The organism is Candidatus Kaelpia imicola (assembly GCA_030765505.1).
In the GTDB taxonomy this organism is placed as follows: domain Bacteria; phylum Omnitrophota; class Gorgyraeia; order Kaelpiales; family Kaelpiaceae; genus Kaelpia; species Kaelpia imicola.
Genome location: JAVCCL010000019.1, coordinates 53965 through 78421, shown reverse-complemented (window position 1 = coordinate 78421; position 24457 = coordinate 53965). Strand labels below are relative to the sequence as shown.

The window sequence follows — 24457 nt, the reverse complement described above, 5'->3', positions numbered from 1 at the left end:
GCTTCTTTCAATCTGCTTATCTGCTATCTTATATCCTGTTATACCGCCGCCTACACCTATAGCCAATAAGACTGCAGCTACTATTACCTCTATTAGAGTGAAACTTTTTCTCTTCATAGTTATTCTTCTACTTTATCTATTATATAACACTCAATATCCATGCCAAGAAGATAATAATTATAAATATTTATCGACTGTTAAAGTCTTGAAAAATAAAGAGTTAGAGAGCAAAGAAAATGGAGTCGAGAACAAAAAATTAAATGTAAACTTTTGTTTACAATAAAAACCAAAATAGCAATTATTTCTAAAACATGTCTAATTTGAAATTAGTGAAACTTTTTCTCTTCATAGAGTTTTATTCTTCTGTTTTATTATGGTTCTTCAGGCGGTCTTATCTCACGCCAGTTGGTAATTTCATAGTCTATCTGTTTACCATCTGTAATGATACTAACTCTTTTTTCTAAATCAGCATCAACTCTGACAATAGTGCTTTTCTTCTGCAATTTCTCTTTAAACTCTATATAGGCCTTTATTGTCCAAAGCGCATTGTCAATATCTTCATAACCTCCATCTTCTAATTCAACTACTATTTTAATCTTTTCGATCCGTGAAGCCAAATCTGCATCATCAGGCTCATAGATATCACTTCCTGACGACCCTCCTGTATAATCGGAGGCGCTTCTTAGTTTTAGCGCCGCCCATTGAATCTGTGCTTCGGCTATATAGAATCCTTCTAAATCTTCTTTCTGCGCACTAGATAAGAACTCTTGAGAAGTCGAAAGCATAATCAAAGCCAGCGCCAAAACAAATACAACCATAAGGATTGCAACGACAAGGATTAGAACTGCACCCTTCTCTCTATCTGTTTCTAAGATAGAAGGTCGTGATATAATGAGACTCTTCATTTACCTTTGTTCCCTCCTCGACAATAGCAACTTTAAGCTCAACAGTAACCCTGTTATCATTTATGGCCGAGGTATCTACGTTGAATAACACTACATTCTTAGCAAAAAACTCATCTTCTATAGACTTTCCAGGATTTGTATAATAGATCTCATAAGTATCTTCATCTCCATCATCATCTGCTGCCAACTCATAGATAACATTGCCGTCTTCGTTTGTGATACTAAGCATACCCCCAAAGAAACTTAGAGTCTCTGCCTTTTTAATGTCCTTCGCCATCTGTTCCATCAAATACTGTGCATCGTTTAACACTGCTACTTGCTTGCTTGTCGATTGGTAGAACTTCTCCCCTATTAGATTATATGTTACAACTGCAACAAGTATAAAACCTACTATACTCATTGCAACTACAAGCTCCATCAGGGTTATAGACTTTCTATTCATAACTATTCTGGAAGAACATATATATCAGGAGCTGTTGTTGTCATACCGCCATTCTGATTGATGGTAATGGCCGAACCTTCATATTTAGCTGAATTAACCCTGGTTAAAGTGGCAGTAAAAGTATTACCGCTGCCTGCATCAATGGATAGAGTAAAACACTTTTCCCCTTCTGAGCCGATATAACCTGTCATATCGAGCTCCTCTGAATTATCAGTAAATGTATCGTTATCCAAATAATATCTTATCTGGGCAGATCGTACTGCTTTAAGATAGGTTATGCCGTTCCTGCCGTGCTGCTTCTCAACAACTTTTGTATATTGCATAATTGCCAGCGTAGCAAGAATTGAAACGATAATTACAGCGATAAGAATCTCAAGCATGGTAAAAGATTTTTCTCTCCTACCTACTCTAAGGAAATTATACCTTTGCATAATTAAAGAACAATCCTTCTGAGCTCCTCAGGATTGGGGCTTCTCTTTATAGCCTCTTCCCGAGTTATGAGATTCTTGCGGTGGAGTTCTATCAGAGATTGATTCATAGTCATCATACCTTCGCCCTTACCCATCTGAAGTACAGAGTATATCTGATGAAGCGTATTCTCACGAATCATATTCTTAACGGCAGGCGTTGCCTTCATAAGCTCATAAGCCAATATACGTCCCTTGCCATCTCTTTTGGGTATCAGCTGTTGCACTATTGCCCCCAAAAGCACAAGTGAAAGCTGTAATCTTATCTGCTGCTGCTGATAAGCCGGGAAGACATCTACTATCCTGGCAATAGAATTAGGAGCATCTACAGTATGGAGTGTGGCAAGAACAAGGTGCCCTGTTTCAGAAAGAGTGAGCGCTGCCTGCATAGTATCTAAATCGCGCATCTCACCTATCATAATCACGTCGGGGTCTTGTCTTACAGTATGACGCAAAGCTTCTGAGAAAGAATGGGTATCTCTGCCCAGCTCACGCTGATTTACCGTAGCTTTATTATGTTTATGCAGATATTCTATCGGATCTTCAACTGTTACAATATTACAACCCTGGGTATAATTAATATGCTTAATCATTGCCGCAAGAGTAGTTGACTTTCCGCACCCTGTAGGCCCGCAGACGAGGAAGAGCCCGGATGATTTTCCGCAAAATTCCCGTAAAACAGACGGCAGACCCAGTTCCTCTATTCTAGGGACCTCAAAAGGAATAAATCTTATTGCACAGCCAACAGAACCTCTCTGATAGAAAAGATTTATTCTAAATCTCCCTACGCCTTTTAATCCATACGCTGTATCAAGCTCTTTTTGGGCTCTAAAATGCCCGATCTGAGTATCCTCAAGAATTGAGAAAGCCAGCCCTTCTATCTCTTCCGGCATAAGTACCTTATCATCCATGAGCACAAGTTTACCGTCTATCCTCAGCTGCGGCTGCCTGCCGGCTGTTAGATGCAAATCGGTTGCACCTTTTTCAACCGTCCTCTTAAGATAACCGTCCATTCTCTCTTTCATAGAAACTCCCGTATTCCGGTTAATCATCCGGATACTCAATAGTACCTTCGGGGTCTATTATATACTCTATACCGGGACTATTTTTATCCTTTGCGTAGGCTTTAAAAGAATATTGACCTGAAGCCTTAACAGTATAATCAAAATATTGACTCTCAATATCCAGATTAAGATTTTCATTTATCTTATCTAATTCTGCTTCGTCGCCTGAATCGGGAAAGAACTTGTCATTTCTTGCCCTATATAGTTTCTCAGCGTTTAATATCATTTTAAGGTTAGATACTGCAAGCTTCTCTCTATTCTTACTCAAAGTTTTACTAAGATTAGGCAGTGTAAGAGAAGCTAATATCGCAATAATAACAACTACTACTATAATTTCCAAGACTGTAAAAGCACTTTCCTCTTTCAACAAATTTATATTACGGATAATCTATATCTATTTTATTATCGTCAGCTGTATATGTAACGGTTATTCCATCAGCTCGGGTACCAGACTCTCCATCAGCAGTAAGCTCATAATCGCTCAGATCATCTGAGCCTGTATCTATCGTATAGCTAAAATTGGCATTAGGCACATCATCCGGATTATCTACATCCAGCTCATCTAAGTCTGAAGTTAAAGTATTATATTCCTGATAATATCGTGCAAGTCCGCCTCTTAAAGCACCCAATGTAGTAACAGCCTCAGATGCAATAGCACGTTTTGAAGCTTTAAGATACTGGGGAATTGCAAAGGTAGCAAGAATCGCTATTATAATAATAACAATCAAAACCTCAAGCATTGTAAACCCTTTACCTCTTTTCATTTAACACCTCCTTATTTTACTTTTTTTCCTGTTATAACTTTGCCTAAGTATTCCACATAGTAGGATTTATCCGGAAAAACATATGAGACCATTATCCCTTCTGCTGCTGAGTTATCTTCCCCGTAAGCCAATATTTCATAATTATTTATCCCTGACCCGGTTATATGATAGATAAAATTAGCCCCTTCGATATTATTTAATCTATCCAGGTTAAGCTCCTCTAAATCAAAAGAGAAGACACCGCTTTGGATATAATGGCTGTTAATTACATTTTCCATAAGATATATTGTCCTAACAGCCTCCTGAGCTAATGCCCTCTTTGTAGTTATGATATATTTCGGCATTAAAAAAACAAAGATCAATACCAATACTAAAACCGTTAATAAAGTCTCTCTTAACGTCCATCCTTTCATCTTTACATATCGACTGCTGTTGCAAGACCAAATATAGGGAGAAACATTCCGATTACGATTATTCCGATTACACCGCCTATTGTCAAGATAATAACCGGTTCAATTATGTAAGGAAGGCGCTCTATCACGGTCTCAACCTTATTCTGGTAATACTTGGCTAAATGACCGAGCATACCGGAAAGATTCCCGCTCTCTTCACCCACTCTTACCATATTGGTAACAAAAGGCGGAAACTGCTGAGAGTATAAGCCCAGTGTCGCGCCAAGCGAATCTCCTTCTCTCACTTTATCTTTTGTCTGTATTATTATGCTCTCATAAACTTTATTAGCAACAGCATTGGCTACAACCTCGAGAGAATACAAAATAGGAACACCGCTCTTAAGAAGCATGGCAAGACCGCTGCTAAACCTATAAAGCACAACATTAAAAAAGAGGGCATTCAAGACTGGGATTTTTACTTTTAGATTATCAAAAAACAGCTCTCCCTGCTTACTGGATTTAAACTTTATAATAAAAAATGCCCCGGCAGCTGCAAGTATCAACAGGAGAGGCATCCATTGTTTTATAACATTACTCATAGTTATTATGCCTTGGGTCAGAGCCGGAAGGTCTGCCCCGAAATAACTATAGAGCTGAGCAAACATAGGAACAACAATGGTAAGGAAAATAATTAAAGCTCCCGTAGAAGCCGCCGTTAAAAGTACAGGGTAGATGAGAGCCGATACGACTTTTCTCTGTAAGGCCGAGGCAGACTCCATATAATCACTGAGCTGCATAAGGACAAAAGGAAGTTGTCCGCTGGTCTCACCCGTAGCTATTAAGTTTACCCAGAACTCTGAAAATATCTTAGGGTGTTTTGAGAGCGCTCCGCTTAATGTTTCACCGGCCTCAACGTCCTTCATTATCCTGTCTAAAGCGTTATATAGAGATTTCACCTCAACCTGCTCTCTGACAATCTCTATACAGCGCAGGAGCGGAACCCCTGCATCAAGCAGCGTCGCAAGCTGCCTGGCAAGAGAAGCCAGGTCATCGATCTTAACCCGGATCCTAAAACTTCTCTTTCTGGATGCCTGCTTTGCCTTAAACAGCTCCCCGCTCTCTTTCAGAGAGATAATCACCAAACCTCTCTCTTGAAGACTGTCTATCGCCTTAGACTTATCAACAGCATCTAAGCTGCCTTTTTCAATCCCGCCTTTAGGAGTTCTGCACTTGTAGATATAGCTGGCCATTTAGATCAATCTTCTTTTATAAGTGTTACTCTCAATACTTCCTCTACGCTTGTAATTCCTTCTTCCACTTTAGCAATACCGCTATCCCAGAGTGTTAAGAAACCTTTCTCAATAGCTAAATTCTTCATCTTCTGAGCATCGGCATGCTTTGTAATCATATCGCGCATATCAGAGTCTATCAATATTAACTCATATATAGCTGCTCTTCCAATATAGCCTGTCCACCTACATTTGTCGCAACCCTTGGCTTTAAAAACCAGATCCTTTTTCACCTTTAAATATTTCAATATATCCCCTGTAGGCTCATATGCCTCCTTGCAGTTAGAACAGAGCTTCCTAACCAACCTCTGGGCTGCAACCATCAACAGAGATGGAGTTAATAGATAGGGTTCGACTCCAATATCCATAAGACGTGTAATTGCGGATGCTGCATCATTTGTATGGAGTGTTGATAAGACGAAATGTCCTGTCAATGCAGCCCTGACACAGATCTCTGCAGTCTCTAAATCTCTGACTTCACCAACCAGGATAATATCCGGATCCTGTCTTAAAAAAGACCTTAGCGCATTGGCAAAAGTCAATCCTATCTGAGGCTTAACCTGAACCTGATTTACACCGTCAAGCCGGTACTCAACAGGGTCTTCAATAGTGATAATATTCTTATCCGGACTATTTATCTCCTCTAGCGCTGCATAGAGCGTAGTCGTCTTACCGCTTCCGGTAGGTCCGGTAAGAAATACCACTCCATAAGGCTGATTTATAATCTCTCTAAAAGATTCTAATTGGCTAGGGCCAAACCCCATCTGTGTTAAATCAAGCGGCAGCTGGGACCTGTCTAATATTCTTATTACAACCTTCTCGCCATAAATAGTAGGTATAACAGAGACTCTGAAATCAACAAGCCTATCTTCAAGCTTCATCACAAAACTTCCGTCCTGAGGAAGCCGTTTCTCAGCTATATCAAGCTTAGCGAGTATCTTTATGCGGGATACTATAGCAAGTTTTAAATGCGGTGCCGGCGGCGGCTTCTCTTGAAGAACTCCATCAACCCTATAGCGTAACCTCATCTTCTTCTCGAGAGATTCTATATGTACATCGCTTGCTCCTTCTTCTATCGCCTGCCTTATAATAAGATCGACAAGTTTAACAACCGGAGCTTCTTCTGCTTTAGCAATGAGCCTGTCAAGGCTAACAACTTCATCTTCGGAGATCTCTTCCAAAGAAGTAGTTACACTCTTTTCCTCTTTCTCATATGAACTCTCTATAGCTTCCTTAAAAACATCGCGAGGACCGTAAAACTCATCTATGGCCTGCAGTATTTCAGCCTTAGTAGTAATAACAGAGTTAATATCACAATTGGTTATTTTTCGTAAATTATCTATTGTTATAAAATCAAGAGGATCAACCACTGCAGCGGTTAGAGAGTTAAACGTTCTCGATATCGGCAATACCAGATATTTTCTTGCCACCTCTTCAGATATCAAAACTTCAAGACCCTGGTCGTGAGCAGGTCTTAAATTCCCGCTGGCTATACTAATGTAAGATATGCCGAGCTGTTTACCTAGAGCAGCTGCAATCTCTTTTTCGGTAACAAAACCCATAGCTATCAATACGTCACCGAGCTTGCCGCCGTTCTCTCTCTGATGCTCCATAGCTTGAGCCAGGTCTTCTTCTGCAATCAAGCCTTCTTTTATCAGTATCTCGCCGACCCGTTCTCTTATCGCCATATTAATTGAGTCCCTCTAAACTTTCTTCTATAGCCTGCTCTTTGTTCACCGCCGACTCTTCAACAGAAAACTCTCTCTCAACCTGAAAGGCCTGACTGACATTATAATGAGAATCTCTTACAATATGCGGGGTTATAAATATTATCAGCTCCCTATCTTCGGTCAAAGTATAATTATGCCTAAAGACCCTGCCGAGAATTGGAATATCTCCAAGAAACGGAATCTTCTTAACCGTGATAGTCTCATCAAGCTTTATTAAACCGCCCATCACAAGCGTATCTCCATCTCTAACTCTTATTGTTGTCTTGGCGGAGCGGGTATGCGGATCTACATAAGTACCTTTGAAAAATTTAGAGTCTTTAGGTTCTGTAACCTTCGGCTCAACCTTTATTGTCACATAACCATCATTGTTAATTACAGGGGTTACTATCAGACTGACTCCTGTCTCTATTCTCTCTGCAGAGGTCTCGGTTCTACTCTCATCCGAAAAACTCTCTGTTATCTCTGAGACTGCAGTCTCTGCCGTTATCTTTATCTCGGCCGTCTCATTGTTTAAAGTAAGAATTCTCGGCCTTGCCAAAACCTTTGTTTTGGTATCTGATTTAAGCATATCAAGAATTGCTGTAAAACTGCTTGTAGATATCGTTCCGTATGCAGCATTATCCGTAGAAGGAGTCCCCGCTAAATCTCTGAATAGAAGCTCTGTATTTTTGACAGCACCTGTAATTTTCGCAAAACCATTAGTTCCAAAATCAATTCCTATCTGCTCCATATAGTCGGTTGAAACCTCTAAAATTTCAGCCTCTATCATAACCTGAGGAGTAGGTTCGTCTAGCTTTGCAATAGCCTCCTCTATTATAGGAAAGCGGGCAGGGATATCGGTAACAATCAGACTGTTTGTACGGGTATCAGCCGCAATCTTACCGTACTCTGAAAGTACGCCCTGGCTAAAAGACTTGCTGACTTTACTTCCCGCAGAGGAGACTTCTTCTATCTTTTTGACTTTACTCATAGCATCAAATAGAGTCTTAACGCCTTCAGCATTTGCATAATTCAGTTTATATATCTGAGTCAGTGTCTCAACCTCCGGAACTCTCATCTCTTTAATCATTATAATATTTGTTCCCGATGGCTGCTCATAAGTAAGGTTGTTGGCCTTAAGAATGGTGTCTAAAGCACTGGATACAGGGACACTCTCCATATAGAGGGTAATCTTTTTATCTTCTATCTTATCGCTGGCAATAAAATTCATACCCGACTGCATAGAGAATGCTTTTAAAATATCCTTTAATCCGACATCCTTAAAATCGAGGGATATCTTCTTACCTTTAATATTGATATCCTTCTCTATAGCTAGTGTTGATGCAGGCCATGTAAGCAGTATCAGAGAGAACATTAATAGAGTATTTTTAAAAACTCTCATTATAACCTCCTATTTAGGCTTTAAAATATAATTTGATTCCTTGTAGTTTAAAAGAACACCCTGTTTGGTGATATCAACAATCTTTATGCCTAAAATCTTGTCTCCCACCTTATATATTTTGCCGCTAATAATAGCCAGAGGCGCTCCTTCGCCCCATATTATGCCTGAAAGCCGCACCTTAGATAACTCTTTAAGAATAGTTGAAGATGTCTTTTCTGAAATGCTAGACTTTGGCAGATAGGATTTAAAGGGATCCCTTAAATTATCTGTATTGTACTCAATCTCTGGTAAAGCCGTCTTTGCTGCAAAAGATAACGCAAATAAGATTACAACTGCTCTAAAGGTTCTCATATCTTCGGCATTACGGTGGTTATGGTTATCTGCCAGTTTAGCAGTGCATTGCCATCATCAGCTTTAGCTATGCTTTTAACTTTCCCCTTACCAGTCTTCTCATAGACCGGCTCGACCTGAAGTTCTTTTATTTGAAAATATTTCTCTGCACTCTCTATAAGAGCAACCATCCTTCCTACCTGATGGTAAGATCCCTCTACTTCTAATACAACCTGCAGGCGGTTATAGAAAGATTCGCTGCTAAGAGGTAAGGGCTTAACAGATATTATTTCGATATTCTCTTTTTTTGTCACACTGTTCATATTTGTTATCAACCAGTGCGTATCTGAAGTTTGAGGAAAAAACTTGCTTAACTTATCAAGCTTCCCAATTAATTCAATTTTCTCCTTATATGTTTTTAGCAATTTCTGCTTTTTGCTTATTTGGTCTAATTGGTGATCCATCTTTGAAAGTTCAGCAGTAACTTTAAGATTATAGAAAATCCCAAAGAAGAGTATCAATAGAATAAGAAATACGAAAAAATGTATCCTTCTATAAATAGCTCTTACTGTCATCTCATTACCGCCTTTAGAGAGAATCTGATTACATCAAAACCTTCCAGTTCCGTTTTATCTACATTTAATATTTTGATATCTTGAAATAGGCTCTTAGCTTCTTTAGAACGATTAAATTTATCTAAAAGATTATATATTAAATCCACCCCTTTACTATCATTGTCGTAGCCATAGCCAGAAATAAGCAATTCCTTTACGGTCTTCTTCTTAGCGAAGTTTTTAATCTCCATACTATCCAGCCAGATACCGTCTGTCAGATTTGCAGGCAGAAAATTGAAAACATCTGTAAATTTTGCCCGCTGATTTAAAATATCTTTTAAAAATACTGTTTTCCTCTCCAGCTCTTTTATATCTTTTTGAAGACTCTTGATTTTTGCGCCTGCTAAACCGGCCGGCAGAGATATGCTATGCTCTATCTTTTCCACAGACTGCATCTGATATTTAAGATAGAAGCCGCTCACAAGTAGCCCCAGAAATATAAAGATTAGGTCGCGAATAAGCTCTTTAGGAATTAGATCTTTTATTCTTAAACCTTTTGCCTGCTCTGCTCTGCCTCTATAGTCCGAAAAGAAATCCAGATCGATATCGTAGCTGATAAGACTTCTCAAGCCTGCCCCAATGATACCAAGATGTTTTTTAACAATATCTTTTTCGGCAGCCGCTATTTTATTTTCAAGGGATGCAAGCTTAACATTGACATTGAGAGCATTCATCAAACTCTCACGGATCTCTTCATTAGCAACCTCACCGGTTAATATCACTTCTTTTATCGACTGCTGGGGAAACTCCTTAATCATATAGTCAATTGTACGGTTTATCTCAAATACTATTTTGTTCAGAACCTGTGCCGAGGTTATCTCTGAGACAGTCGAAACAATAAAATCTCTGGCAATATACAGATTGAGCCCTTGGGTAACAAGTATTGTTGAGCCGGCATAGTCTAAATCCAGGATCAATACAAAATCTTTTGCCTTTAAATCACCTGAAGTAAACAGAGATCTCAATATACTGAAAGGATAAGGTTCAATAGCAGAAATTTTTATACCCAATTTAGAAGCTATATGAACATATCTGCTAAGAACCTCATGTTTTACGGCCATATAGACAACACGCATCTCTTTGCTTTTAATCTCATAAGGAATATAGAAGTCGCTGGCAATATCATCAATAGCAAAAGGAATATACTTCTGGGCTTCGTATTTTATGGCCTCCGCTCTCTCTTTTTTACCTATATAAGGGAGGTCGAAAAATCTAAGCATTATCTCGGATGTCGGAATTATAAATATAGGATTCTTGGGCCGCAGAGGGAGCTTCTGAAAAAGAGTTCTGAGTTTTGCAATTATTAACTCTACATTCTCATCCAGATCCAGAGCAGGAACAAAGGGAAGCTTCTCTTCTACATGCCCAAGGAGTGAGATATCTTTTAAACCTCTCTTGAGCTGTGTAACCCGTAAAATATCTCGCTTAATCTCTATTGTTGTAGTTATCTTTGCCATAATATTTTATTCAGATTAAGATACATTTTCGTTAACCACCTATTCAAAAAACTATATAATTATCTATCAAAAAGTGTTTTTGTCTCTTTATCGTCTCTGGGGTTAGCAGGAACTATGCGTGAATTCAGCCATTCATCAACACTATTCTTATCAAATCTCCAGACCCTGCCGACTTTAATACCTGAGATCTTCTTTTTATGCAACCAATTATATATAGTTTGCTTCTCAAGCTTAAGATAATCAGCCAGTTCACTAACATCCATTAACTTACCCATAATATTAATTCCTCTTAACTCAATTTACTCCTATAATATTAACTTCATATAGACTATATTCTTTTTAGCTTATTTCAACTCTATTGTCAAGAAATTACTTTTACTATAATATAATATCTCTACGGAGATGTTTAAACAGACGGGTTACAATAACATGGAATTAAGAAGGAGATTATTTCCTAAGACTTATTTTGTAATCTTTCTTCCCTTCTAAAACAACATGGCCCTCTCTGGCCAGCCAGCCCAAGCTCATGAGAATTATCTCTTTAGGCTTCTCTATATTTGAAATGAGTTTTTTAAGAGAGACTCTGCCGTTTTTATCAAGATAGTTCCAAATCTCTCCAGCCACTATTCCAACTTCGGTAATCATCTCTCTCCTTGTTAAATTCATTTTATCTTAAAAAGATAAAAAAATAAACTAAAAAGATGCTGGCCCTCTTTTATTATAGCTGCCGCAGAGAGGACACTTACTTATCTCGTCCCTGCCATCTGCTCTGTAGACACCATAGCATATCTCACACTCCCAAATCTTATCTCTCCTAAGCTGGCTCTCACCTTTTCTCTCTTGACACGAAAATAACCAGAGCAGGATAATGGCTGATAAGGGTAAGAACAAAAATAGGAATATTATCCATTCTAATTTAAGACTCATAGCTCCTCTCCGGAAAACAGAATCTCTCTCTTAATCGGAGAATAGAAAAAACTTGTTTTTATCTTTATCCAATTTTCGGAATCCTGAATAAAGTCACCGCTCATAGTGTCTGCTATCACCATAATAGGCTGCGAATTATCATCAATTTCGACAGTATAACTCAACCCCCGAACTCCCAAGCCGGATGAAACTACAATATACTCTTTTAAATCTTGCCTGCTCAAATCTATATCCTTTAGATCCGGCTTACTCTTTACCGAAAGCAGAGGCTGATAAGAGACTCTGTAGGGTTCCTTGGAAAACCTTTCTGGGGTAATTTCTGAGTTAAATAATTCCTCTAAAAAAAATGCCTCTTCTCTATCTGCTGCCTGTCTATCGGGATACGGTCGAATACTCTGAAAAACCTTTCCCCAGAACTTTATCTTGGGAATACCAAAATCAATCTCTATTTTAAGAAAATCGGGCTGAATCAAAAAAATAAAAATACCATGCCAGAGAAAAGAAAGGATAAAAGCCAAAACAAACACTTTCAATCTATTCTTACCTGTAAAGTCGCAATATTCAATTTCTCAATTCCAAGTTCTCTGCACATATCCCAGACTTCAATGATCTTACCCAGAGAAGCCTCTTCATCAGCTTTGATAAGCAGAGAGTCTATCTTCTGTTTTCTCTGAGCCAAAACCTCTTTTAAATCATCTACCGTAACCACCTCTTCCTCCAGGTGTATTATATTATCGCTTGTTATAACTATAACAAACTTCTCCTCTCTTAAAACCTCTGCTGTTACAGTTTTGGGAAGATTGACAATTATACCGGCAGGCCTAACAAAAGAAGATGAAAGCATAAAAAATATAAGCAGAAGAAATACGCAATCAATGAGAGGCGTAATATCTATATCTCCTTTGAGCAAACAGGTCTTACGGGGAATATTGAATCCGCCGGGTCTAAAATTTACAGCCTTAGATCTCATTATTTCTCTCCTTTTACAACCTGTACCAGCTCTGTTGAGGCTCTCTCCATATTGATAACAAAACTATCCACCTTCGTAACCAAAAAATTATAAGCCACAAGAGTAGGGATAGCCACGGAGAGGCCTCCTACCGTAGTAGTTAAAGCCTCCCAAATACCGCCGGCCAAATCTCCCGGGCTAACAGGGCTCAACGCACCGGCTTTCTCTTGAATTACCTGAAATGCCTGAATCATACCCGTAACAGTACCCAGAAGGCCTATGAGCGGAGTCACATGGGCTAAAGTTGCAAGAATATTGAGATTCTTTTCAAGTTTTGGAACCTCGACTAAGGCAGCTTCTTCCATGGCTTCTTTGATCTCCTGCCTGCTTGCAGCCTGCTTAAGCAGCCCTGCTTTTATAATGCTTGCAACGGGAGAAAAAGTTCTATCGCACATCTCTATTGCAGCCATAATCCTATTTCTTCTAACGGCATCAAGAACTTTATCCATAAAAGCAGGGACATCTATCTTAGCTCTGCTTAAAGTTATAATTCTTTCGATAATCACCGTAAATGCAACAACAGAACATAAGAGTATAAGATACATCAACGGTCCGCCTTCTCTAATCATGCTCCACATATACTACCTCCTTTATTTTAATTCTTCTAATCTCTTTAACCTTGCCTTCGCATATACAGCTTCTTCAGAAGATGTAATAGCTACCTCTCTATAGATTTTTTCTGCCTCTTCATATCTAGCCTCTCTCTCCAGTAACCTGGCACACCGAATCCTTGATTTATTTACAAAAGATAACTCTGCGCTATATAAAACAGAGAGGCTTAAATACTGCAGGATAGCATCCTCAACCTTATTCTCGACTTCATAGATCTCCCCGATCTTAAAACTGGCTTCGGCAGCAATTATATCGTAAGGAGAGACCTCCAGGCTACGATATTGCCCTAAAGCCTTCTGACGATTATTTCTCTCCTTATAAATATCGCCGAGTTTTAGCACTGCAAGTCTCTTAAACCGCCCTTCTTGACCGGCTATAGCTTCTAAAACCTTTATAGCCTGCTCAGCTCTGCCTTGAGCATTAAAAATCAAAGCTATATTATATCTTGCCTCTTGAGAGAGAGTTTTAGAATCTTTTAAAATATCAAATATATCAAACGCTTTCTCTAAATCATTTTTATTATAATAGCACCAGCCCTGCCAATATAAAGACTGCTCTTTAAGATACTCCTTTCTGGCTATCTGATAAGCATTCTGGAAATTAGAGCAGGCTCTATCCCATTCTTTAAGATAGAAATCTAATTCGGCTCTATGAAAATAGAAGTATGCAAGCATATCCGGATCGTCCAAATTCTCTTTCAGCCAATCATACTCTCTATCCGCATCTTGAAATTTTTTATCTTTTAAATATACCTTGGCTAAAACGAAGTGGGCATAGGGGTCGGGATCCAAAATTTCGCTACCCTTGATGAACTCTTCAGCTTCCCTGTAATCCCCAAGATTGTAAAGCAAGACTGCTTTTTGGATAGAGGCTTTCTTTCTGAAGTCTTCTCTGGGTCCAGAACCAAGAAAAGCTTCGATCTCAGTTAAAGCCATTTCATAATCACCCTGTTTAAAATAGGCCCCGGCAAGATAGAAGTGTACTTTATCAAGCAAGAGTGAGGAAGGAAAGTTCTCTATAGCAGCGCGAAAGGCTAAAATAGCACCTTCATAATCTCCTTTCTGAAACAAGTATATACCCAGCTGATACTGTGCATACTCAGCATAGAGTGAATCCGGATACTCCCTTAAAATCAGATTATATTCATCCATTGCTTCTTCGGTCCTACCCATCTCTGCTAAAAGATCTCCTACCCTACATAAAGAATTTATCTTTAAGTCTATATCTTTACTATTATTGGCTACTGATTCAAACTCTACAACTGCTTTCTCTAAATCGCCTTTTTTGTAATAGACCCAGCCTAGCATATGGCGCATTCGATCGGCAGAGTCAGAAGAGAGTTCTTTAGCCAAGAATTTTAAGGCCATCTTCTCTGCCTGCAAAAGTTTATTGACATTGTAATAACAATCGACTAGCTCTATAAAAGCTTTCTGATACCAATCAGAATCTTTATACCTATAGATAAAACGTTGGTAATTTCTTATTGCCGGACTAAATTTAGACTTCTTATAAAATAGAAATGGTTTCAAATAAAACAACTCATCCTCAAGATCTTTTAAGACTATATCTTCTAGCAAGGAAAGAATCTCTTCAGCTTCTCTGTAACGTTCAATATCTATATAGACCCACACTTTAGATAGCTCTGCTTTCTGTATCCAAAAGGGAGAGAAATCGGATTGGACAATTTGATTAAACTTATCGAGGCTAGATAGATACTCTTTGTTTAAATAGTCTACCTTGCCTCTCAAAAAATAATACTCCGCCGTCTTTTTATCTATACTATCTTTAATAGCTGTTTTAGCCTTATCTATATTTTCAACCTTAATATACGCCTGAACCAAATTATGTATCAACTCTGCTCTTATATCTTCCGATATAGCCGGCCTCTTCAAAACTTCTTCCCAATATTCAACGGCCTTGCTGTAGTCTCTCTTATTAAAGTAAATCAACCCCAGTTCATAGCCGGCTAAACTGCCCAGAACAACATCTTCATTTAATTCAAAAAGCTGGGTCAAGAGTTCAATAGCTTTATCATACTCTCTACTTAAAGCATAGAGTTTACCGAGATAGAAAATAGCCTCCTGCCTTATCCTGGCATCTTTTGAATTTCGAAGAGTTTCAAATATCCCAACCGCCTGAGGATATTCTTTGAGATAAAATAGTGCTAAACCCTTGATTAAAGAGAGATCTTCCTTAAAATCGGAGTTGGGATATTTTTTAAAAAAAGCATTACAACCGTTTAAAGCAAGGCTATAGAAACTATCGCTAAAGCTCTGCTTAAGGGCAGAATAATCCTCTTCCTCTCCTGCAAAAACCCGGGACCAAAAAGAAGATATAATAAAAACAAGGATTAGAGAACAGAATACTTTTTTCATTTTATAAATTAATAGCTAAAGTAATTCCTATGACTCATAATAACATTCCGAATTTATCTTCTCAATATCTCTTTTAAAAATAATCCTGTTCGGGATCTTCCGCATTTTGCAACCTCCTCCGGGCTTCCTGTTGTAATCAGATCGCCTCCATCATCTCCTCCTCCCGGACCCAGGTCAATAATATAATCTGCGGATTTTATAACATCTAAATTATGTTCTATAACGAGGACTGTATTCCCATTATCAACCAACCTCTGCAACACAGTTAAGAGTTTTTCGATGTCGGAGAAATGCAAACCCGTAGTGGGTTCATCCAGAAGATAGAGTGTCTTACCCGTCCCACGTTTAGAGAGTTCTGTGCTTAATTTTATTCTTTGCGCTTCTCCTCCGGATAATGTAGTAGCGGGCTGACCGAGATGAATATAGCCAAGGCCAACATCTTTTAAGAGATTTAATTTTGAATATACTTTGGGAATCTCTTTAAAGAGCTCTATAGCCTCTTCAACGGTCAAGTCTAATATCTCTGCAATATTCTTTCCTTTATATTTTATATCCAGAGTCTGCTCATTATATCTCCTGCCTTTACATAAATCACAGGGAACATATATCTCTGGTAAAAAATGCATCTCTATCTTTTTTACACCATCTCCTCTGCAGGCTTCGCAGCGGCCACCTTTGACATTAAAACTAAACCTGCCCAGCTTATAGCCTCTCATCTTTGATTCCGGTAAGAGAGCAAGAACTCTCTTATCGGAGCAAAGAGTCCTGTATAGGTTGCTGGATTAGAGCGGGGTGTACGTCCTATGGGCAGCTGATCGACAACGATAACTTTATCAACATTATCCAGACCCTCTATTGCTCTATGTTTACCCGGCTTCAATCTGCTCCGGTAGAGCTTGCGGCTCAAAACTCTGTAGAGTATCTCATTGACAAGCGTGCTCTTTCCGGAACCAGAGACTCCGCTAACGCAGACAAAAAGACCCAGAAATATCTTAATATCTATACTCTTAAGGTTGTGCTCTTCTGCGGCCATGATTTTGATAAAAGGTTTATCTTTATAATCTCTTCTTTTTTGAGGAATCTCAATCTGTAAATTACCGCTTAGATATTTAGCGGTTAAAGATTTTCTAGACTCAAGAAGCCCTCTTAAATTCCCCTGATAAACAACCTCACCGCCATTCTTGCCGGCACCCGGACCAAGATCAACAATGTAATCAGAACTCTTAATTATCTGCTCATCATGCTCTACAACAATCACAGTATTGCCTATATCTCTAAGCTTACGCAATATCTTCAAAAGTCTGCCGGTATCACAAGGGTGGAGCCCTATTGTAGGTTCATCAAGGATATAGCTGACCCCTACTAAACCTGAACCTATCTGAGTAGCCAGCCTTATTCTCTGAGATTCACCCCCTGAGAGTGTATTGCTCCTTCTATTAAGCGTGAGATAGTCCAATCCAACATCACTTAAATAGCGGAGTCTTCTCAGAATCTCTCTAATTATGCCTTGAGATATCTCAGTCTTCATAGAGCCAAATTTTATCTGTGAAAAAAAATCTATAGCATCTTTAACAGAACGGTCTGAGAGATCAGATATAGAGAGGTTGCCTATCTTTACAGCCAGGCTCTCTTTTTTTAACCTTCTGCCTTCACAAACCGGGCAAGGCAAGCTGCTTAAATATTTAGAGAGCTCTTCTTTTAAATAAGGACTCTCTGTTGTATTAAACAGTCTCTCTACATGGGGTATAACTCCCTCATATTTTCTGTTATAAATGTACTCTTCACTGCCATAAAGAATAATATCTTGGATTCTCTTGGATAATCTTTTAAAAGGTGTATTCAGGCTAAATTCATAACATTCCGCCAAAGCACGCAGCAATCTTCTGTAATACAACATGTAGCCCCGGCCGCCTTTTTTCCAGGGTTCAATAGCTCCCTCTAGTATGCTCTTATTCTTATCCGGCACTACCAGATCAAGATCAACCTCTAATTTAGTACCTAACCCCAAGCAGGTGCTGCAAGCTCCATAAGGGCTGTTGAAAGAGAAGTTCCTGGGCTCCACTTCTTCATAGCTTATATTACATTTGGTACAGACAAAATGTCGGCTGAAGAGCTCTCTCTTTTTTTCCCTTCCCAGTCTATATTCTACCGAACATAGCCCCCCTCCATACTCTAAAGTCAATTCAACAGAGTCTATCAATCTCTCTCTGCTATCTGCGCTAAGAGTAAACCTATCTATTAATAGTTCTATAGTATGTTTTTTATTCTTCTCTAACCGAGGTAGGTTCTCTAAATCATAAAGAACATTATCGACTTTAACCTTAATGAACCCTTCCTTCTTTAGCTTTCTAAAGAGCGAGGCATGTTCTCCTTTTCTACCTCTAAGGAGCGGGGCAAAAAGTTTTAACATTCCACCAGCTTTTAAAGAGAGTACCTTCTCTATTATCTCCTGAGCGCTCTGCTGCTGGATTAACTGTCCGCATTTATAACAATGCACATCGCCGACTCGGGCAAAGAGAAGCCGAAGATAATCAGAGATCTCCGTCTGGGTTCCGACAGTAGAGCGCGGATTACCTCTGGCAGTTTTCTGTTCAATAGATATCGTGGGAGAGAGACCTTCTATCCTATCAACGTCCGGCTTACTAAGCTGCTCTAAGAACTGCCTGGCATAAGCGGTTAAACTCTCAACAAACTTTCTCTGGCCCTCTGCATAGATAGTATCAAAAGCAAGAGAAGATTTCCCGGACCCGCTCAAACCCGTAAAGACAATAAAAGAGTTCCGCGGTAGAGAGAGGTCTATATTTTTGAGGTTATGCATCTTGGCCCCAAAAATAAGAATTTTATCAAAAGATTTATTTTTGTTCATAGGGGAGCTAAAATTTTTTATTGGCTCTCTTTATCTCCAAATCTAAAGAGAAGATCAAGGTTCAACGATCTCTTTTCTCCACCCAAGCGTAAACATAATCATAAACAGATTCTGTAGTCCTTAGCCTGCCCTCTGCTATGGCATGTTCTATATCGCGGGCCAACCTGTATATAGCAATATCTGAGAGTAAAGATAGACCTCTATTGGCCTTAAGAGTAGCCGTTGATATTTTAAAATTTAACTTATTCTGATAATAATTTCTAAGACACTCAGTAAGAAAAGCTCTGAGGTAATATTGCTCTTCAATCTTTGGACTCAACGTAACTTCATTTCTTTTTAAAATCTGAATCAACTGATCCGGAACTAATAATCTATAAAATTCGCCCTCTCCTATAATAGCTACCTCTACTGCAAAATCTGTTAAATCTATTTTCTCATCAATACCAAAGTGGCCTAAACCTCTAAGAGTAAATATCGTACTTTGAGGGTTCTCCTCTGCAATTCTCTCTATCTGATTCAAAAAAAATCTATCTCTGATTATTACATTATATTGCCAGAAACCTTCATTGTACTGCTCTATAATATCCAGATATCTCTCTATATTTCCTCTACAGAAGAGAGTAACTGCAAGCTGATTTAAGTTCAAATCATCAAAAGCAACTATGGCCTTCCAATTCTCATACTGCAATTCCTCTATCTCTATTCTTAAACTTAATTTGGCAAAGTAATTATATATTTCATGATAAAACTCTGTAGAATCATAGATACTTCTGCCGTTCTCTATCAATTTAAGCTCATTCAAAAGAGCCTCTCTGGTTTCATTGAAAGCCTCTTTCTCTGTCAATCCTCTATCTGCAATCACCTTTTCTATAGACTCTTTGGGAATTAAACCCAGCTCATCAATATATAAAAGAGGTGAAGAATATCTCAACGCTTCTTGATATAAATCATCAAAAAGCTGCCTAAAAAGATAGAACTCCTCTTTATGATAAGAGTAGACAAAGACTATTTTCTGTTTCAAATCTTTAGGCCTATTTCGCTGCAGCATCACTCCCGGCAGCGGAATACTGAATATCTCACCATCCCAGATTTTTAAAAAGTTCTCTTTTGATAATGTCTCCGTACTTTTTGCAGAGATAAGCCTTACTCTGTCAATTTCAGGATATATAAAATAGTAACCGCCTTTTAGGGGTGCAATAAAGGGCTCAGCTACTTTAGAAAAATCTCTCTCTGCATATTTTAAATAAAATCTACCTAAGTATACACCGTTCTTCCTGGCAACCTTTATAATGCTCTCCTCTAGAGAGAGGGTATGACTCTCTCTCTGAAGCTGATTTTCAAGAGCATAGAGACTTACATTCTGGCAATAGTGCTCTAATAGGCTTTTTAAGGCCCAGGATGCAGAATATAGGCTCTCTGCATATAAGACGCTGCTTGTTAAAATTAAAAAGAAAACAACTGCCGTTAATCTTTTCATCTTATTTTCGTTTTATAATAACAATGCTGCCTCTATTTAAACCCAGAATATCTGCAGCACTATTATCAGGTACCGCTATCTCTAATAAACCTCTGGAACCCCATATTGCAATAGAGTCTCTCTTCTTCTCATAACAATTGGATATCTCTCTGATTATACTATCTCTTAATTGAATCTCTAAATTTTTCCAGCCTAACTTTTCAAAAACATCTCTCTCTAAATTGGTTGTTAAATTACCGAACCTATCAATCTGTATTACCATGGCTATTATCTTACCGTCTGTAATCTCTGGCTGAGGAAACTCTATTAGTTTTATGCTCTCTACAGCCGCACCAAATCTTGAAATATTATTATCTATACTCAAATGAGCTGCCAAAGGCGCAAAGATGTCACGGCCGTGAAAAGTCGAACTCAAGGGCTGAAGCTGAATCTCATCAGGATTAACCTTAATAATCTCTAGACCCCTTGTCTCCCCAACAATAAAACTTAAGAGGCCGTTGTCGGGAGCAATAAAATAACGGCTATCTTTTTTTACAATAACAATATCTCTCTTAGAGCCTACTGCTGGATCAACTATACAGAGAAAGATTGTTTTTGCAGGAAAGAAAGAACAGGACTTATAAATAAGCAGAGCTGCCCAGAGAATATCCTGAGCCGGAATCTCGTGGCAGAGATCTATTATTTTTACCCTGGGGTTGATTGAACATATCACCCCTTTTATAACTCCAGCATACTCATCTTTAAACCCGAAATCGGTCAGCAAAGCAATCATATTATTCCTTTATTATATTAATAACTTTATTCCGCGAATTTTCGCCTTTTAATATTTTGACTCTAGACTTCGGCACCGAAAAATAATCTGCAAGCATCTTGACCAAACTCTTGTTAGCCCTGCCCTCTTTGGCTGGAGTATTAACTTTAACTTTTATAACACCCTGCTCTTCTATTATGCCAAATTTCTTGGCATTAGGGGTGATTTTAACATTTATCTTCACAGAGAAACAGTATACCTTAAACGATTATTTAAAACCAGTTGAAGTTAAAATCCATCATACTGAAAACAGAACCTCTGATTTAATGATGTTTGATTAAAATCAGGACTTAAAAAGATGCTGCTTCAAACTTACCGCATCATTGAACTGTACCGCTTTAAAACCCATCTCTTCAGCAGCAGTTACTAACTCTATCCTGTCATCTGTATAGAAAACATCGGGTGCAAGATGTCCTATTAGATCAAGGGCACATTTATATATCCGTTTATTGGGTTTCAAGACCCCTTCTTCATATGATAAAACCACCTTGCTGGCTTCTCTTACCAGTCCAAATTTTTGCCAAATATATTCAAAATGGGGTTTATTGATGTTGGATATTATCGAAAACTCTCCATAAAGCCTCTTGGTCTCTTTGATGATTTCGATAATAGATTCGTTTATCCAAAAGATATCATTCCAAATTTCGTAGAAATCCTCCTGATTCAATCTGTCGTCAATTCCCAGCACCTTTTTTACCTCTTCAAAAAAATCCCCCTCTCCTATAATTCCGCTGTCAAAACTCTCAGCTAAAGCAGAGGAGAAAAACATACTGTATATACTTTCCGGGCTCTTAGAACAAAATTCAGATATTTTCTTAGCTGCTATCATATGGTCAAAATAGACAATTACATTGCCGAGATCAAAAATAACAGCTTTGATATCATCCCTTCTGTTAATCACTCTACCGCCTTGCCCTTATAACAGTCCCGGATATCATATAGCGATCTTCTCCCAGGTGATGCAATGTTTCCATACCTTTATCATCCAGTTTCAGGAATCTTCCATCAAACCATTTAGGGTCGGCCGAAGCTCGCAAAGCCTCTGCTATAAAGAGAGTATGGTCACCTACATTATACATATTGCATACCTTACACTCGATATTGGCAAAACACTCCTCAATAAGAGGTGCTGCAATAAAATCTGCGGCTGTTGGAGTAAGCCCTGTTTTATCAAACTTATTAACTCTTTTACCTGTATAAGAACCGCAGAAATGAACCTCCTTAATCAGATTTCTTCCAGGTACGTTAATGGTTAATTCTTTACTTCTTTTTATTAACTTATTTGAAAAATGCTTTCTAGAGACAGAGAGAGCAAAGAGTCTCGGTTTAGACGATAGAGGCATCTGCCAAGATAGAGTAACGATATTATTAATGCCTCTAAAATGAGATGTCACAAGAATAACGCAACCATGGTTTAAAAGTCTATGTGCATAATCTAAAGATATTTCTCTTTTGGTCATAATAAAATATTGTAACATTTATGGGCTGAATATAAAAATAAAATGAATTGTAATTATAACAAAAGGTAGCTTTTTTCCTAAAAATATATTTACCTATCTATTGCTATAAGCTAAAATGCTTCTATGAAGAAATACCTTTTTTTAATTCTATTAACTCTCTCTCTCGGTTGCGCATCAAAACCGCAGATCGTCACAATGTATACTCACCATCCTATATTCCCCAAAGGCAATATTGCTCTTAAAGCTGGAATGGATTTGTTCCAAGACTTAAGGACTGAAGAAGAGAGAGAGCATATAGAGAGACTCTCTAATCTTAACAAAGAGCTTACTGTGCTGATTACAAAAGACTTAAGAGATGCAGAGCTCTTTGATTCTATTAGAATAACTTATCAGCTAGATAACGTGGATATAGTAATCAGAGGAGAGATAAACTCTTTTTACTGGAAATCATCGGTTGCACCAACCGCAAAACTGCCCTATGTAAAGTATATACATGATATAGGCATTAAGTCCGGAGCCGGGAAGGGTGAAGCGGCAATTACATTCATTATCCTTAATGCAAAAGACAACACTGAAATATGCCGCTATAAAGAGAGTGCTAAGATGGAGCGCAAATATTCTTCTCACGAAGCCCGGAGCTCAGGAAGTGAGACTGCAGAAGCCTTGCGGGAAGTGGTCGAAAAATTCATAGAAAAGATATTGAGCGATAAAGAGCTGATACTCTCTGCAGTAACTATCAAATAATTGCCGACTATCCTTTTAAGCTTTGCAAATGGTCTAAAAATTCTTTAATCTTTCTCTCGTAACCAATATCTTTAGGAAGATAATAGCTAATATCCCCGGGAAGATAGTTTTGCTCAACCCGGCTATCTTTATAGGAATGAGAATACTTATAATCTTTGCCATGGCCCAGTCTTTCCGCACCCTTATAATGGCTATCCTTTAAGTGGTTCGGGACTTCCAGTACTCTGCCTCCTTCAATATCTTCAAGAGCCTTCTCTATTGCAATATAAGATGCGTTTGATTTGGGGGCGGATGCAAGATAGGTTGTAGCCTGAGCTAAAGATATTCTAGCTTCAGGCATACCGAGATACTCAACAGCATAAGCTGCAGCCTGGGCAACAGATAGAGCCTGGGGATCAGCATTGCCTATATCTTCAGAAGCGGCTACTAAAAGTCTCCGGGCAATAAAACGGGGATCTTCTCCGGCATATATCATCTTTGCCAACCAGTATACAGCAGCATCCGGAGAGCTGCCGCGAATAGATTTTATAAAAGCAGAGATTGTATCATAATGGTTATCCTCTCCAGAATCATAGAGCAAAGCCTTTTTTTGAATTGAATCCTGAGCAATTTTAAGGTCTATGTTTATCCAGCCTTCTTTATTCTCTTCTGTAGTTAAAGCAGCAATTTCAAGGGCATTGAGCGCACGGCGTCCATCTCCGTCTACAACTTGAGCAAAGAAAGTTAGCACTTCCTCAGCTACTTTTAACTTTAAACTGCCCAGGCCTCTCTCTTTATCAGAGAGAGCAGCCTCTAATATCTTCACAATCTCAGCTACGGATAGAGTCTTAAACTCACAGACCAATGAGCGGGATATAAGAGGAGCTGTAAGAGCAAAGAAAGGATTATGAGTTGTTGCTCCGATAAGAATAGGATTACCGGCTTCTATGTCCGGTAAAAGAACATCCTGCTGAGATCTGTTGAAACGATGGATCTCGTCAATAAAGAGCAGAGTCTTTTTATTATTTTGATTATACTTAAAATCGGCTTCCTTTATTACCTGCCGTAACTCTTTAACATTAGAGGTAACGGCATTGAGACGTTTAAAATAAGAATCTGTTCTATTTTGAATTATCAAAGCCAGAGCAGTCTTGCCTATTCCCGGCGGACCATAAAGAATAAGAGAGCTTATCTTGTCAGCATCAATAGCTCTCTTTAAGATCTTTCCTTCTGATAAAATATGCTCCTGGCCGACAAATTCAGAGAGATTCCTTGGCCTCATTCGAGAAGCCAGGGTTAACCTGCTCTCTATCTCTTTCTTAAACAGGGTAGCCATAATACAGCTTCATAGTAAACTTTTGG

Annotated in this window: 27 protein-coding genes and 1 pseudogene; 1 reads left to right on the top strand and 27 read right to left on the bottom strand. The window is 38.6% G+C overall.

Annotated elements, in window-relative coordinates; all coding sequences use genetic code 11:
* Nucleotides 1-371: 371 nt before the first annotated feature.
* From P9L98_03280 to P9L98_03155, 26 genes and pseudogenes are all read right to left on the bottom strand, one after another.
* Nucleotides 372-905 (bottom strand): pilus assembly PilX N-terminal domain-containing protein, encoded by a 534-nt coding sequence (locus P9L98_03280; GenBank protein MDP8216327.1) that lies wholly within the window; start codon nucleotides 903-905, stop codon nucleotides 372-374.
* The gene (locus tag P9L98_03275; GenBank protein ID MDP8216326.1) at nucleotides 859-1347 is read right to left on the bottom strand and encodes a hypothetical protein; all 489 of its coding nucleotides are present in this window, start codon (nucleotides 1345-1347) and stop codon (nucleotides 859-861) included. The genes P9L98_03280 and P9L98_03275 overlap by 47 nt, the downstream gene beginning before the upstream one ends.
* A 2-nt stretch (nucleotides 1348-1349) precedes the next feature.
* A complete protein-coding gene (locus P9L98_03270) occupies nucleotides 1350-1778 on the bottom strand; it encodes a prepilin-type N-terminal cleavage/methylation domain-containing protein (GenBank protein ID MDP8216325.1) in 429 nt (142 codons plus the stop codon).
* 2 nt (nucleotides 1779-1780) lie between these two features.
* Nucleotides 1781-2839, bottom strand: a complete 1059-nt coding sequence (locus P9L98_03265; protein MDP8216324.1) for a type IV pilus twitching motility protein PilT — start codon at nucleotides 2837-2839, stop codon at nucleotides 1781-1783.
* Between the two features lie 19 nt (nucleotides 2840-2858).
* Nucleotides 2859-3245 (bottom strand): prepilin-type N-terminal cleavage/methylation domain-containing protein, encoded by a 387-nt coding sequence (locus tag P9L98_03260; protein MDP8216323.1) that lies wholly within the window; start codon nucleotides 3243-3245, stop codon nucleotides 2859-2861.
* 10 nt (nucleotides 3246-3255) lie between these two features.
* Nucleotides 3256-3642, bottom strand: a complete 387-nt coding sequence (locus tag P9L98_03255) for a prepilin-type N-terminal cleavage/methylation domain-containing protein (protein MDP8216322.1) — start codon at nucleotides 3640-3642, stop codon at nucleotides 3256-3258.
* 11 nt (nucleotides 3643-3653) lie between these two features.
* Complete coding sequence (locus tag P9L98_03250) at nucleotides 3654-4055, bottom strand: hypothetical protein (GenBank protein MDP8216321.1); 402 nt, start codon at nucleotides 4053-4055, stop codon at nucleotides 3654-3656.
* Between the two features lie 2 nt (nucleotides 4056-4057).
* On the bottom strand, nucleotides 4058-5284 hold the full coding sequence (locus P9L98_03245) for a type II secretion system F family protein (protein ID MDP8216320.1): 1227 nt from the start codon (nucleotides 5282-5284) through the stop codon (nucleotides 4058-4060).
* A gap of 5 nt (nucleotides 5285-5289) precedes the next feature.
* Entirely contained in the window at nucleotides 5290-7011 is a 1722-nt protein-coding gene (locus tag P9L98_03240) for an ATPase, T2SS/T4P/T4SS family (GenBank protein ID MDP8216319.1), read from the bottom strand.
* A gap of 1 nt (nucleotide 7012) precedes the next feature.
* Nucleotides 7013-8434, bottom strand: a complete 1422-nt coding sequence (locus P9L98_03235; GenBank protein MDP8216318.1) for a secretin N-terminal domain-containing protein — start codon at nucleotides 8432-8434, stop codon at nucleotides 7013-7015.
* A gap of 9 nt (nucleotides 8435-8443) precedes the next feature.
* Complete coding sequence (locus P9L98_03230; protein ID MDP8216317.1) at nucleotides 8444-8785, bottom strand: hypothetical protein; 342 nt, start codon at nucleotides 8783-8785, stop codon at nucleotides 8444-8446.
* On the bottom strand, nucleotides 8782-9339 hold the full coding sequence (pilO, locus tag P9L98_03225) for a type 4a pilus biogenesis protein PilO (GenBank protein ID MDP8216316.1): 558 nt from the start codon (nucleotides 9337-9339) through the stop codon (nucleotides 8782-8784). The genes P9L98_03230 and pilO overlap by 4 nt, the downstream gene beginning before the upstream one ends.
* Nucleotides 9336-10835, bottom strand: a complete 1500-nt coding sequence (gene pilM / locus P9L98_03220) for a pilus assembly protein PilM (protein ID MDP8216315.1) — start codon at nucleotides 10833-10835, stop codon at nucleotides 9336-9338. Before pilM ends, pilO begins: the two co-directional genes overlap by 4 nt.
* A gap of 59 nt (nucleotides 10836-10894) precedes the next feature.
* Nucleotides 10895-11110 (bottom strand): helix-turn-helix domain-containing protein, encoded by a 216-nt coding sequence (locus P9L98_03215; protein MDP8216314.1) that lies wholly within the window; start codon nucleotides 11108-11110, stop codon nucleotides 10895-10897.
* A gap of 172 nt (nucleotides 11111-11282) precedes the next feature.
* Nucleotides 11283-11480, bottom strand: a complete 198-nt coding sequence (locus tag P9L98_03210) for a winged helix-turn-helix domain-containing protein (protein MDP8216313.1) — start codon at nucleotides 11478-11480, stop codon at nucleotides 11283-11285.
* A 48-nt stretch (nucleotides 11481-11528) separates the two neighbouring features.
* Complete coding sequence (locus tag P9L98_03205; GenBank protein MDP8216312.1) at nucleotides 11529-11762, bottom strand: hypothetical protein; 234 nt, start codon at nucleotides 11760-11762, stop codon at nucleotides 11529-11531.
* The gene (locus tag P9L98_03200) at nucleotides 11759-12295 is read right to left on the bottom strand and encodes a hypothetical protein (GenBank protein ID MDP8216311.1); all 537 of its coding nucleotides are present in this window, start codon (nucleotides 12293-12295) and stop codon (nucleotides 11759-11761) included. The genes P9L98_03205 and P9L98_03200 overlap by 4 nt, the downstream gene beginning before the upstream one ends.
* Entirely contained in the window at nucleotides 12292-12732 is a 441-nt protein-coding gene (locus tag P9L98_03195) for a biopolymer transporter ExbD (protein MDP8216310.1), read from the bottom strand. The genes P9L98_03200 and P9L98_03195 overlap by 4 nt, the downstream gene beginning before the upstream one ends.
* Nucleotides 12732-13349, bottom strand: a complete 618-nt coding sequence (locus P9L98_03190; protein ID MDP8216309.1) for a MotA/TolQ/ExbB proton channel family protein — start codon at nucleotides 13347-13349, stop codon at nucleotides 12732-12734. The genes P9L98_03195 and P9L98_03190 overlap by 1 nt, the downstream gene beginning before the upstream one ends.
* A 12-nt stretch (nucleotides 13350-13361) precedes the next feature.
* Complete coding sequence (locus tag P9L98_03185; GenBank protein ID MDP8216308.1) at nucleotides 13362-15758, bottom strand: tetratricopeptide repeat protein; 2397 nt, start codon at nucleotides 15756-15758, stop codon at nucleotides 13362-13364.
* Nucleotides 15759-15811: 53 nt separating this feature from the next.
* A pseudogene (gene uvrA / locus P9L98_03180) lies at nucleotides 15812-18624 on the bottom strand (excinuclease ABC subunit UvrA).
* Between the two features lie 61 nt (nucleotides 18625-18685).
* A complete protein-coding gene (locus P9L98_03175; GenBank protein MDP8216307.1) occupies nucleotides 18686-20101 on the bottom strand; it encodes a cysteine peptidase family C39 domain-containing protein in 1416 nt (471 codons plus the stop codon).
* Between the two features lies 1 nt (nucleotide 20102).
* Nucleotides 20103-20873 carry an SAM-dependent chlorinase/fluorinase gene (locus P9L98_03170; protein ID MDP8216306.1) on the bottom strand — a complete coding sequence of 257 codons (771 nt, stop codon included), beginning with the start codon at nucleotides 20871-20873 and terminating at the stop codon, nucleotides 20103-20105.
* A 1-nt stretch (nucleotide 20874) separates the two neighbouring features.
* The gene (locus P9L98_03165) at nucleotides 20875-21096 is read right to left on the bottom strand and encodes a DUF167 domain-containing protein (protein ID MDP8216305.1); all 222 of its coding nucleotides are present in this window, start codon (nucleotides 21094-21096) and stop codon (nucleotides 20875-20877) included.
* 99 nt (nucleotides 21097-21195) lie between these two features.
* Nucleotides 21196-21813 (bottom strand): hypothetical protein, encoded by a 618-nt coding sequence (locus tag P9L98_03160; GenBank protein ID MDP8216304.1) that lies wholly within the window; start codon nucleotides 21811-21813, stop codon nucleotides 21196-21198.
* Between the two features lies 1 nt (nucleotide 21814).
* Complete coding sequence (locus P9L98_03155) at nucleotides 21815-22372, bottom strand: flavin reductase family protein (GenBank protein MDP8216303.1); 558 nt, start codon at nucleotides 22370-22372, stop codon at nucleotides 21815-21817.
* A 123-nt stretch (nucleotides 22373-22495) separates the two neighbouring features.
* Here P9L98_03155 and P9L98_03150 point away from each other — a divergent pair, with 123 nt between their 5' ends.
* The gene (locus P9L98_03150) at nucleotides 22496-23116 is read left to right on the top strand and encodes a hypothetical protein (protein ID MDP8216302.1); all 621 of its coding nucleotides are present in this window, start codon (nucleotides 22496-22498) and stop codon (nucleotides 23114-23116) included.
* Nucleotides 23117-23123: 7 nt separating this feature from the next.
* Here the strand turns inward: P9L98_03150 and P9L98_03145 are convergent, their stop codons facing one another.
* The gene (locus P9L98_03145; GenBank protein MDP8216301.1) at nucleotides 23124-24431 is read right to left on the bottom strand and encodes a replication-associated recombination protein A; all 1308 of its coding nucleotides are present in this window, start codon (nucleotides 24429-24431) and stop codon (nucleotides 23124-23126) included.
* Nucleotides 24432-24457: the final 26 nt, after the last annotated feature.